Annotated in this window: 11 protein-coding genes; 9 read left to right on the top strand and 2 right to left on the bottom strand. The window is 52.7% G+C overall.

Going from position 1 to position 11,104, the window contains the following annotated elements; translation table 11 throughout:
- Positions 1-92 precede the first annotated feature (92 nt).
- Entirely contained in the window at positions 93-1,220 is a 1,128-nt protein-coding gene (nlpD, locus tag OGX99_RS13190; protein ID WP_151218223.1) for a murein hydrolase activator NlpD, read from the top strand.
- Between the two features lie 62 nt (positions 1,221-1,282).
- Positions 1,283-2,275, top strand: coding sequence for an RNA polymerase sigma factor RpoS (rpoS, locus tag OGX99_RS13185; RefSeq protein WP_000081498.1), 993 nt, complete (start codon positions 1,283-1,285; stop codon positions 2,273-2,275).
- Positions 2,276-2,372: 97 nt separating this feature from the next.
- Here rpoS and OGX99_RS13180 read toward each other — a convergent pair whose 3' ends face one another.
- Positions 2,373-2,777, bottom strand: a complete 405-nt coding sequence (locus OGX99_RS13180) for a MarR family winged helix-turn-helix transcriptional regulator (protein WP_151224257.1) — start codon at positions 2,775-2,777, stop codon at positions 2,373-2,375.
- A 157-nt stretch (positions 2,778-2,934) separates the two neighbouring features.
- Between OGX99_RS13180 and OGX99_RS13175 the strand changes: the two genes are divergently transcribed.
- The 4 genes from OGX99_RS13175 (at position 2,935) to OGX99_RS13160 (ending at position 5,596) form a co-directional block, all read left to right on the top strand.
- Positions 2,935-3,528 (top strand): non-oxidative hydroxyarylic acid decarboxylases subunit B, encoded by a 594-nt coding sequence (locus OGX99_RS13175; protein WP_252838659.1) that lies wholly within the window; start codon positions 2,935-2,937, stop codon positions 3,526-3,528.
- Positions 3,528-4,955, top strand: coding sequence for a non-oxidative hydroxyarylic acid decarboxylases subunit C (locus tag OGX99_RS13170; protein WP_187258912.1), 1,428 nt, complete (start codon positions 3,528-3,530; stop codon positions 4,953-4,955). The genes OGX99_RS13175 and OGX99_RS13170 overlap by 1 nt, the downstream gene beginning before the upstream one ends.
- 10 nt (positions 4,956-4,965) lie before the next feature.
- Entirely contained in the window at positions 4,966-5,202 is a 237-nt protein-coding gene (locus tag OGX99_RS13165; RefSeq protein ID WP_151218219.1) for a non-oxidative hydroxyarylic acid decarboxylases subunit D, read from the top strand.
- 241 nt (positions 5,203-5,443) lie between these two features.
- Positions 5,444-5,596 carry a Hok/Gef family protein gene (locus OGX99_RS13160; protein ID WP_003034202.1) on the top strand — a complete coding sequence of 51 codons (153 nt, stop codon included), beginning with the start codon at positions 5,444-5,446 and terminating at the stop codon, positions 5,594-5,596.
- 109 nt (positions 5,597-5,705) lie between these two features.
- Here the strand turns inward: OGX99_RS13160 and mutS are convergent, their stop codons facing one another.
- The gene (gene mutS, locus OGX99_RS13155) at positions 5,706-8,273 is read right to left on the bottom strand and encodes a DNA mismatch repair protein MutS (RefSeq protein ID WP_210905311.1); all 2,568 of its coding nucleotides are present in this window, start codon (positions 8,271-8,273) and stop codon (positions 5,706-5,708) included.
- A 520-nt stretch (positions 8,274-8,793) separates the two neighbouring features.
- Between mutS and OGX99_RS13150 the strand changes: the two genes are divergently transcribed.
- From OGX99_RS13150 to OGX99_RS13140, 3 genes are read left to right on the top strand one after another with little or no spacing between them, the layout of a single operon-like run.
- A complete protein-coding gene (locus OGX99_RS13150) occupies positions 8,794-9,513 on the top strand; it encodes a nucleoside recognition domain-containing protein (RefSeq protein WP_151218218.1) in 720 nt (239 codons plus the stop codon).
- A complete protein-coding gene (locus OGX99_RS13145; RefSeq protein WP_151218217.1) occupies positions 9,510-9,974 on the top strand; it encodes a YjiG family protein in 465 nt (154 codons plus the stop codon). The genes OGX99_RS13150 and OGX99_RS13145 overlap by 4 nt, the downstream gene beginning before the upstream one ends.
- A gap of 12 nt (positions 9,975-9,986) precedes the next feature.
- Entirely contained in the window at positions 9,987-11,099 is a 1,113-nt protein-coding gene (locus OGX99_RS13140; RefSeq protein ID WP_151218216.1) for a M20 family metallopeptidase, read from the top strand.
- The last annotated feature ends 5 nt before the right edge of the window (positions 11,100-11,104 follow it).

The raw sequence follows: 11,104 nt of genomic DNA, 5'->3' as shown, positions 1-11,104 counted from the left end.
CTGGATATTCTGGAACAGGTAAGCGTATTGTGACGATGCCTTGCACGGTGATTACGTCATGGGTTTTAACCAATTTTTTTCCTGGGGGATAAATGAGCGCGGGAAGCCACAAATTTACCGTTAGCCGTATTGCGGCATTGTCACTGGTTTCATTATGGCTGGCAGGTTGTTCAAATACCTCGAATCCACCAGCACCGGTCAGCTCGGTTAACGGCGCTGCATCAACGAATACCAGCTCCGGCATGCTGATTACGCCTCCACCAAAAATGGGCTCGACGTCGACGGTACAGCAGACGCCACAGATCCAGCCGGTGCAGCGGCCAACCACACAGCCAACACAAATTCAGCCTGTAGCAGAGCAACCTGTACAGATGGAAAACGGTCGTATTGTATACAATCGTAAGTATGGGAATATTCCGAAAGGTAGCTATACGGGCGGCAGTACTTATACTGTTAAGAAAGGCGATACCCTTTTCTATATTGCCTGGATCACCGGGAACGATTTCCGTGACCTCGCACAACGCAATAACGTTCCGGCCCCGTATGGCCTGAATGTCGGTCAAACTCTGCAAGTGGGCAACGCGTCTGGCGCACCGATTACTGGTGGTAATGCCATCACCCAGGCGGATGCAGCACAGCAAGGAGTTGTGACCAACCCTGCACAAAATTCCACCGTTGCTGTTGCTTCGAAACCAACAATTACGTATTCTGAGGATTCAGGTGAACAAAGTGCTAATAAAATGTTGCCGAACAACAAGCCTGCTGGGACTGTAGTCACAGCGCCTGTAACGGCTCCGGCAGTTAGCGCAACCGAATCAACTGCAAGCTCAACGTCAACCAGTTCGCCAATCTCTACCTGGCGCTGGCCGACTGACGGCAAAGTGATCGAAAACTTTGCGGCTACCGAAGGTGGCAATAAAGGAATCGACATTGCAGGCAGCAAAGGACAGGCTATTGTCGCGACCGCAGATGGACGCGTCGTCTATGCCGGTAACGCGCTGCGTGGTTACGGTAATCTTATTATCATCAAACATAACGATGATTACCTGAGTGCCTACGCCCATAACGATACAATGCTGGTCCGGGAACAACAAGAAATCAAGGCGGGGCAGAAAATAGCTACCATGGGTAGTACCGGAACCAGTTCAACACGCTTGCATTTTGAAATTCGTTACAAGGGGAAATCCGTAAACCCGCTGCGCTATTTACCGCAGCGATAATTCGGCGGAACCAGGCTTTCACGTGCTAGTTCCGTTAGGGATCACGGGTAGGAGCCACCTTTATGAGTCAGAATACGCTGAAAGTTCATGATTTAAATGAAGATGCGGAATTTGATGAGAACGGAGTAGAGGCTTTTGATGAAAAAGCCTTGAGTGAAGAGGAACCCAGTGATAACGACCTGGCTGAAGAAGAGCTGTTATCGCAGGGGGCCACACAGCGTGTGTTGGACGCGACTCAGCTTTACCTTGGTGAGATTGGTTATTCACCACTGTTAACAGCCGAAGAAGAAGTTTATTTTGCGCGTCGTGCACTGCGTGGAGATGTCGCATCTCGCCGTCGCATGATTGAAAGTAACCTGCGTCTGGTGGTGAAGATTGCTCGTCGTTATGGCAATCGTGGTCTGGCATTGCTGGACCTGATTGAAGAGGGCAATCTGGGGCTTATCCGTGCAGTCGAGAAGTTTGACCCGGAACGCGGGTTCCGCTTCTCAACATACGCAACCTGGTGGATCCGCCAGACGATCGAACGGGCAATTATGAACCAAACCCGTACGATCCGACTGCCCATTCACATTGTAAAAGAGCTGAACGTCTATCTGCGTACCGCGCGTGAGTTGTCGCATAAACTGGACCACGAACCGAGCGCAGAAGAGATTGCTGAACAACTGGACAAACCGGTTGATGACGTCAGCCGTATGCTCCGACTCAACGAGCGTATTACCTCGGTAGACACCCCGCTGGGTGGCGATTCCGAAAAAGCGTTGCTGGATATTCTGGCCGATGAAAAGGAAAACGGTCCGGAAGACACCACGCAAGACGATGATATGAAACAGAGCATCGTCAAATGGCTGTTCGAACTGAACGCCAAACAGCGTGAGGTGCTGGCACGTCGCTTTGGTCTGCTGGGGTACGAAGCTGCGACACTGGAAGATGTGGGTCGTGAAATTGGCCTCACTCGTGAACGTGTTCGCCAGATTCAGGTTGAAGGTCTGCGTCGTCTGCGTGAAATTCTGCAGACTCAGGGGCTGAATATCGAAGCGCTGTTCCGCGAGTAAGCACTAGTTCTATCAAGAAAGGCCAGTCTCATTGGGACTGGCCTTTTTCTTTGACGATGTGTCCAGGCCGGGTAAGGAATAGCCGCAATCCGATAAATTACCCCATCATCTTACGCACCAGACGTGTGAACTGCTCACGCTCTTCATCAGATAACCGCCCCAAAAACTCATCATCTACGTCATTTCCCAGTGGGGTTGCGCTGGCCAGTAACGCTTCTCCTTGCGCGGTCAAATAAACAAACCGCCGACGCTTATCTGCCGGGTCGTGCTCACGCCTGACCAGATCGCGTTTTTCCATTCGGCTCAGCATTTCCGCAAGCGTCGCCTTGGTACAGACTGCTGCCTCGGTCAGGGTAACCTGTTCAATTCCAGGCTGTTCGGCAATGGCGCGCATCACCGCATACTGCGGTTTGGTCAGATCCGGTAATTCATGTTGCCAGCGAGCCGTATGCTGCTGAAAAAGCTGACGTAAAAGGTGGAAGGCTGTGTTTCTTAACGGCATGAGAGCTCCGGAATATCTGTCAGTCTCTATCTTAACGGGTAACGCGTCATAGTTTAACCATTGCTGCTTTAGCAATCTGTGCGAGGTGCTCTTGTCCGGAATGCATCGAGGGAGTATTTTAATAAAATGTTCGTACACGAACAAAATTGAGGGCGAAATGAGACTGATTGTAGGAATGACCGGGGCGACCGGCGCACCGCTTGGTGTGTCGCTACTGCAGGCGCTGCGGGCAATGCCGGGGGTAGAAACCCATCTGGTGCTGTCAAAGTGGGCCAAAACCACCATTGAACTGGAAACACCATACAGCGTCCGTGATGTGTCAGCGTTAGCCGATTATTGCCACAACCCGGCGGACCAGGCGGCGACCATCTCCTCCGGATCGTTTCGTACTGACGGCATGATCATTATCCCCTGCAGTATGAAAACCCTTGCCGGTATTCGTGCTGGCTATGCGGAAGGACTGGTGGGGCGCGCCGCTGATGTGGTGCTGAAAGAAGGGCGCCAGCTGGTACTGGTTCCGCGTGAAATGCCGCTTAGCACTATTCATCTGGAAAACATGCTCGCGCTTTCGCGCATGGGCGTCGCGATGGTCCCGCCGATGCCTGCGTTTTATAACCACCCGCAAACGATTGATGACATCACGCAGCACATTGTGGCTCGCGTGCTCGATCAGTTTGGTCTGGAACACCCCAACGCCCGTCGCTGGCAGGGATTACGACAGGCGCAGAATTTTGCACAGGAGAATGAATAATGGCATTTGATGACTTGCGCAGCTTTTTACAGGCGCTGGACGACCAGGGACAATTGCTGAAAATCAGTGAAGAGGTCAACGCTGAGCCGGATCTGGCTGCGGCGGCTAACGCGACCGGGCGTATTGGCGACGGTGCGCCAGCGCTGTGGTTTGACAATATTCGTGGTTTTACTGACGCCCGCGTGGCGATGAATACCATCGGCTCGTGGCAGAATCATGCCATTTCATTAGGCCTGCCGCCCAATACGCCGGTGAAAAAACAAATTGATGAGTTTATCCGTCGTTGGGATAAATTTCCGGTTACGCCGGAGCGTCGTGCCAATCCGGCTTGGGCTGAAAACAGTGTTGATGGTGAGGAGATCAACCTGTTTGATATTCTGCCGCTGTTTCGCCTGAATGATGGCGATGGGGGATTCTATCTCGATAAAGCCTGCGTGGTGTCGCGCGATCCGCTGGATCCGGATAACTTCGGAAAGCAGAACGTCGGCATTTATCGTATGGAAGTGAAAGGGAAACGCAAACTTGGCTTGCAACCGGTGCCGATGCACGATATTGCGTTGCATCTGCATAAAGCTGAAGAGCGTGGTGAAGATCTGCCGATTGCCATCACGCTGGGTAACGATCCGATTATTACCCTGATGGGGGCTACGCCGCTGAAATACGATCAGTCGGAATACGAAATGGCGGGGGCGCTGCGCGAAAGCCCGTATCCGATCGCCACCGCACCGCTCACTGGCTTTGACGTGCCATGGGGTTCAGAAGTGATCCTCGAAGGGGTCATTGAAAGCCGTAAACGTGAAATCGAAGGTCCTTTTGGTGAGTTTACCGGCCACTATTCTGGTGGTCGTAACATGACCGTGGTGCGTATCGATAAAGTCTCTTATCGCAGTAAACCGATTTTTGAATCGCTGTATCTCGGGATGCCGTGGACGGAAATCGACTATCTGATGGGGCCAGCAACCTGCGTACCGCTTTATCAACAGCTGAAAGCTGAATTCCCGGAAGTACAGGCGGTGAATGCCATGTACACCCATGGTTTGCTGGCGATTATCTCCACCAAAAAACGCTACGGTGGCTTTGCCCGTGCAGTCGGGCTGCGGGCAATGACGACGCCGCATGGTCTGGGTTACGTGAAAATGGTGATTATGGTTGATGAGGATGTTGATCCGTTCAATCTGCCGCAGGTGATGTGGGCGCTGTCTTCGAAAGTTAATCCGGCGGGGGATCTGGTGCAATTGCCGAATATGTCGGTGCTGGAACTTGATCCGGGCTCCAGTCCGGCGGGGATTACCGACAAGTTAATCATAGATGCCACCACGCCGGTTGCGCCGGATAACCGTGGGCACTACAGCCAGCCGGTATGTGATTTACCGGAAACGAAAGCCTGGGCTGAAAAGCTGACCGCCATGCTGGCTAACCGTAAATAAGGAGTTGCAGATGATTTGTCCCCGTTGTGCCGATGAACATATTGAAGTGATGGCGAACTCGCCGGTGAAAGATGTCTGGACGGTATATCAGTGCCAGCATTGTCTGTACACCTGGCGTAATACCGAACCGCTTCGCCGCACCAGCCGCGAGCACTACCCGGAGGCGTTTCGGATGACGCAAAAAGATATCGATGACGCACCAATGGTGCCGAGTATTCCACCGCTGCTGGCGGAAGGTAAGCGCTAATACTGAAGGCCCGGGATTCCGGGTCTTTTTTTGCGCGCAGACTCGTAACGTATTGATAAATTAATTTGTTACAGCGGCATCGGGAATAGAATAGCGGCGGGTGCTTGAGGCTTTCTGAGCTTTGAGCATTGGCAAGGTCCCGGAAAGACAAAAGCCCCAGGAGATAGTTCTATCAACCTGAGGCTAGCGTACAAACCTGAACAATTTGGATGTTAGTCTCTTCTTTGCAGGGAGGCAAGACATGCTGACAAAATATGCCCTTGTGGCAATTGTAGTGCTGTGTTTTACGGCGCTGGGATTCACGTTAATGGTGCGAGATTCGTTGTGCGAGTTAAGTATTAAAGAACGTGGTATGGAGTTTAAAGCTGTTCTCGCTTACGAACCGAAGAAGTAGCTACAACGCGGGGGAAACCCCGCGTCTTGATGGTCCGGTACTGTCCTCTCGCACCCATTCCCGTGTAGCCCAATGCCCGATAAGCAAAGCGCCGTCGGACACTGCATTTTTACACCAGGCTCTTCAACCGATAGATCCACTCCAGCGCCTGGCGCGGCGTTAGTGAATCCGGGTCGAGGTTTTCCAGCGCTTCAACGGCGGGGGAGGTTTCTTCAGGCACTGAAAGCAGCGACATCTGCGTACCATCGACCTGGGTCGCGGCAACGTTCGGCGCAATGCTTTCCAGTTCGCGCAGTTTTTGCCGCGCGCGTTTAATAACTTCTTTCGGCACCCCTGCAAGGGCAGCTACTGCCAGACCATAGCTCTTGCTCGCCGCACCATCCTGAACGCTGTGCATGAAGGCGATGGTATCGCCGTGCTCTAACGCATCCAGATGCACATTAGCGACGCCTTCCATCTTTTCCGGTAACTGAGTCAGTTCGAAGTAGTGGGTGGCAAACAACGTTAATGCTTTGATTTTATTGGCCAGATTTTCCGCACACGCCCATGCCAGCGACAGGCCGTCGTAAGTGGAGGTTCCACGGCCAATCTCATCCATCAGCACCAGGCTGTTCTCGGTGGCGTTATGCAGAATGTTGGCAGTTTCGGTCATTTCTACCATGAAGGTGGAACGACCCGATGCCAAATCATCCGCTGCCCCCACGCGGGTAAAGATCCGATCGATAGGACCTATCTCCACTTTCTGCGCCGGAACATAGCTGCCGATGTAGGCCAGTAGCGCAATCAATGCAGTCTGGCGCATATAGGTACTTTTACCGCCCATATTCGGCCCGGTGATGATCAGCATCCGTCGCTGGGGCGAGAGGTTGAGCGGGTTGGCGATAAACGGCTCGGTCAGCACCTGCTCGACCACCGGATGACGCCCCTCGGTAATACGAATGCCGGGTTTATCGGTGAAGGTCGGACAGGTGTAATTCAGCGTATAAGCACGTTCCGCCAGGTTGACCAGTACGTCCAGCTCCGCCAGCGCGCTGGCGCTTTGCTGCAAATCCGCCAGGTGCGGGAGCAGCATGTCGAACAGCTCGTCATACAGCTGTTTTTCCAGCGCCAGCGCTTTGCCTTTTGACGTCAGAACTTTGTCTTCGTACTCTTTCAGTTCCGGAATAATGTAGCGTTCGGCGTTTTTCAACGTCTGGCGACGCACGTAGTTAATCGGAGCCAGATGACTCTGTCCACGGCTGATCTGAATGTAGTAGCCGTGTACGGCATTGAACCCGACCTTAAGCGTATCCAGGCCGGTGCGTTCGCGTTCGCGGATTTCCAGTCTGTCGAGGTAGTCGGTTGCGCCATCGGCCAGCGCTCGCCACTCGTCCAGCTCTTCATTGTAACCCGTGGCAATGACGCCACCGTCGCGAACCAGCACGGGTGGCGCTTCGACGACGGCGCGTTCAAGCAGTTCACGCAGTTCGGTAAATTCGCCCATTTTATCGCGCAGCATTTGCACGGGGGCACTGTCTACGCTTTCCAGTTGTGCACGCAGTTCCGGTAATTGCTGGAAGGCATGACGCATGCGGGCCAGATCGCGCGGACGCGCGGTACGTAAGGCCAGACGCGCCAGGATACGCTCCAGGTCGCCCACCTGTCGCAGCACGGGTTGCAATTCGCTGGTGGTATCCTGCAGCGCGCCGATGGTTTGTTGGCGCTCGGTGAGGATTTTAGTGTCGCGCACAGGCATATGCAGCCAGCGCTTGAGCATACGGCTGCCCATCGGCGTCACGGTGCAGTCGAGTACTGACGCCAGCGTGTTTTCAAAGCCACCTGCCAGGTTCTGCGTGATCTCCAGATTACGGCGCGTGGCGGCATCCATGATGATGCTGTCCTGCTGACGTTCCATGGTGATGGAACGAATATGTGGCAGCGAGGTACGTTGAGTATCTTTTACGTATTGCAGCAGACATCCGGCGGCGCATAATCCGCGTGGGGCATTTTCCACGCCAAAACCAATCAGATCTCGCGTGCCAAACTGTAGGTTTAACTGCTGGCGGGCGGTATCAATTTCAAATTCCCACAGCGGGCGACGACGCAGCCCGCGACGCCCCTCAATCAGCGAAGTTTCAGCGAAATCCTCGGCATACAGCAATTCAGCAGGGTTGGTGCGCTGAAGCTCTGCGGCCATGGTTTCGCGGTCGGCGGGTTCACTGACGCGAAAACGCCCTGAGCTGATATCCAGCGTAGCGTAACCGTAACCTTTACTGTCCTGCCAGATGGCGGCCAACAGGTTGTCCTGACGTTCCTGCAACAGCGCTTCATCACTGATGGTACCCGGCGTGACAATGCGTACCACTTTGCGCTCAACCGGACCTTTACTGGTTGCCGGATCGCCAATCTGCTCACAAATAGCGACAGATTCACCCTGATTGACCAGTTTGGCGAGGTAGTTTTCTACCGCATGGTGAGGAATGCCCGCCATCGGGATTGGCTCGCCCGCAGATGCGCCACGTTTGGTCAGGGAGATATCTAGCAGCTGAGACGCGCGTTTAGCGTCGTCATAAAACAGTTCGTAAAAGTCGCCCATGCGGTAAAACAGCAGTATTTCCGGATGCTGAGCCTTCAGCTTGAGATACTGCTGCATCATCGGCGTGTGGTTAGAGAAGTCCTTATCAAGTGACTCTTTCATATCTTCTTTGCTCTTTTTTTAATCTTTTTGGGTACCTGGGTAGTCTCATGCAAGCCCCTGGAAACTTGCATAAACCCACAAATTTGTCATTCGAAAGCCGCCTGACGGGCAGTAACGACGAGCTTTGGCTCGGCCAGAATAGTCTATCTTATCACCGACAACGACTGAGATTCACCCGTAGGTTTTGCCGCTACAAAAAATGACATTAAATACGCTTGGTATTTGTGGGAAGGAGTGGAGTTGTAAGAAAGTTTTACAGCGGCATAATTTATTATATCTGTAAATCTTTTTATTTATTTAATTTAAGGTGGCTCACCCTCCCTGTTGCATGTTTACTATTCATTACATAACTAATGATTAATTTAAATATTAACGAGATGGTTTTATTTAAAGGGCAAACTCTAATACGTCACATTTTTTAAAATTTCTGGAATGTACACGCCACAGAAATGATTTAAATCACTTTATTTATTCCTTGCGTATCCAAAATGATGCGGTGATTCTCTACATCAATAAGGAAATGGATATGAGTTTACCCTCTCAGGATAATAAGGTAGGGCCGGGAGCTTATTTTGCTCTGGCATTCGCTGCAGTATTTTTCTCCGGACTACTCGGCGGCAAAGAATGGTATGGCGTATTTGATTTCACCACCCTGAACGGTGCTTTCGGTAAAGTCGTCAGTAAAGCGAGTCTCGAGGGGGATACGCTGACGACAACGACCAGTGCGTTTCGTGGTACCGGCGGTCACGGTGCCATGGATGGTTTTCTCTTTGCACTGGGATTAATTCCTGCTGTCATGTTTGCCCTTGGCATGATCAACGTGCTTGAACACTATGGCGCTTTGCGTGCGGCACGTCGTTTATTAACTCCTCTGCTGCGTCCTCTGATGGGGATCCCCGGAAATACCGGCCTGGCGCTGATCGGCAGCCTGCAGAGCACTGACGTTGGCGCATCGTTAACGCGAAATCTGGCCGACGAAGGCGAAATTACGCAAAACGAAAAAGATATTTTCGCCATGTTCCAGTTCTCTGCTGGGGCAATGATCACCAACTTCTTTTCCTCCGGTGCCATTCTGTTCACGCTGATGGCGGTGGACGGTACTCCAGCCGTGCCAGCGTCTATTGGCGCGTGCGTGGCTGTGATGTTCATTATGAAAATTGTTGGCGCCAATGTAATGCGTCTGATCCTGACTTTTACCAGTAAGAAAACCCAGTCAACTGCTCCAGGAGAAGCATCATGAGCGCACCAACTTCTAATCCGGTTATTACTGATGTTTTTGTCGAAGGGGCCCGTAAAGGCTGGAATATTGCGACAACCAGCACTCTGCCAAACGTGGTGATGGCGTTTATCATCATCAAAGCGCTGGAGATTACCGGCGCGCTGAAAGGGCTTGGTATGGTGTTCGCACCGCTAATGGGTCTTTTTGGTCTTCCCGGCGAAGCCGCAGCGGTATTGATTGGCGGCTGGATGTCGATGGGCGGTGGGATTGGGGTAGCGATTGGTCTGTTTGATAAAGGCATTCTGACCGGCGAACATCTGGCTATTCTGGCACCGGCAATCTATCTGATGGGGTCGCAGGTACAGTATTTGGGCCGCATTCTCGGCGTTATTGGCACCAGCGCTAAACGTATTCCCCTGATGATAATTATCTCCGTTCTGAACGCTTTTTTAGCGATGCTGCTGATGCGCATTATTCTCTGATAAGGAATGACCATGGATTTGGAAAAATACATTAATGAACTGCAAACGCTGGTCAACGTTGACTGCGGAACGCAAACGGTCGCAGGCGTAGCCCATATCGCCGCGGTGATGCGTGATCTCTGGCAGCAGGAAGGCTGGCAAACGGAGCTTGTGGATTTGGGGAGTGAGGTCGGCCCGGCGTTGCTGGTAACTAATAAGCCTCATGCAACACAATACGATGTGCTGCTGGTCGGTCATCTGGATACCGTTTTTCCGCCAGGAACGGTGGCTGAACGCCCGATGAGCCGCGATGAACACCGTCTTTACGGCCCCGGCGTTTCTGACATGAAAAGCGGCCTGCTAAATATTCTCTGGGCTATGCGCTCGTTACCCGCGGAGCATCTGGCGCGTTTATCTATTGCGGTAGCAATGAACCCGGATGAAGAGACCGGCAGCGTTCACTCCAGCGAGTGGATTGCTGCGTTGGCGAAACGCGCACGTTGCGTGCTGGTCTGTGAGGCTGCCCGGGCAGATGGCTCTTTGGTGAAAGCGCGTAAAGGTGTGGGAGGCTATCAACTGACGTTTGACGGTGTGGCGTCTCATGCCGGCAATGAGCCGGAGAAAGGACGTTCTGCCATTACCGCTTTTGCTAATAGCGTACTGGCGATTAATGCATTGACCGACATGACGCGTGGCACCACGCTAAATGTGGGGGTGGTGCAGGGTGGCAGTGCGGCGAATGTGGTGGCAGCGAAACTCCGCGCAGAGTTGGACGTGCGCTTTTGGGACAATGAAGAATATGATCGTGTCCATCAGGCTTTACTGTCGCTCTGCCAGCAAGGTTTTCTTGAGGGCGTGACCACTACGCTTACCCGGGTCAGCCATAAGCCTGCGATGGCTGCGAACGAGGAGACGCAACAGCTGATGGCGCTGGTTGAACGAGCCGGACAGGAAGAAGGGATCGCCGTGACATGGCAGGCCGTTGGCGGCGGTAGCGATGCTAATCTCACTGCGTCACTGGGGATCCCGACGCTGGATGGTTTGGGACCAGTCGGCGCGGGTTTTCACGGTGTTGATGAATGGCTGAATATCTCCTCCATCGAACAGCGAATTCGTTTATTAAAACGTATCATCACGATGTTGTAATCTGC

Source organism: Citrobacter sp. Cu096, assembly GCF_030332285.1.
Lineage (GTDB): Bacteria > Pseudomonadota > Gammaproteobacteria > Enterobacterales > Enterobacteriaceae > Citrobacter > Citrobacter meridianamericanus.
Note: the sequence above shows the minus strand (reverse complement) of the source record. Positions and strands in the feature narration are given on the sequence as shown.

Coding starts and splice junctions, on each gene's coding strand:
- OGX99_RS13175 (WP_252838659.1), top strand. CDS start 2,935: ATGAGACTGATTGTAGGAATGACCGGGGCGACCGGCGCACCGCTTGGT.
- OGX99_RS13140 (WP_151218216.1), top strand. CDS start 9,987: ATGGATTTGGAAAAATACATTAATGAACTGCAAACGCTGGTCAACGTT.
- OGX99_RS13170 (WP_187258912.1), top strand. CDS start 3,528: ATGGCATTTGATGACTTGCGCAGCTTTTTACAGGCGCTGGACGACCAG.
- nlpD (WP_151218223.1), top strand. CDS start 93: ATGAGCGCGGGAAGCCACAAATTTACCGTTAGCCGTATTGCGGCATTG.
- OGX99_RS13160 (WP_003034202.1), top strand. CDS start 5,444: ATGCTGACAAAATATGCCCTTGTGGCAATTGTAGTGCTGTGTTTTACG.
- mutS (WP_210905311.1), bottom strand. CDS start 8,273: ATGAAAGAGTCACTTGATAAGGACTTCTCTAACCACACGCCGATGATG.
- OGX99_RS13145 (WP_151218217.1), top strand. CDS start 9,510: ATGAGCGCACCAACTTCTAATCCGGTTATTACTGATGTTTTTGTCGAA.
- OGX99_RS13180 (WP_151224257.1), bottom strand. CDS start 2,777: ATGCCGTTAAGAAACACAGCCTTCCACCTTTTACGTCAGCTTTTTCAG.
- rpoS (WP_000081498.1), top strand. CDS start 1,283: ATGAGTCAGAATACGCTGAAAGTTCATGATTTAAATGAAGATGCGGAA.
- OGX99_RS13150 (WP_151218218.1), top strand. CDS start 8,794: ATGGATATGAGTTTACCCTCTCAGGATAATAAGGTAGGGCCGGGAGCT.
- OGX99_RS13165 (WP_151218219.1), top strand. CDS start 4,966: ATGATTTGTCCCCGTTGTGCCGATGAACATATTGAAGTGATGGCGAAC.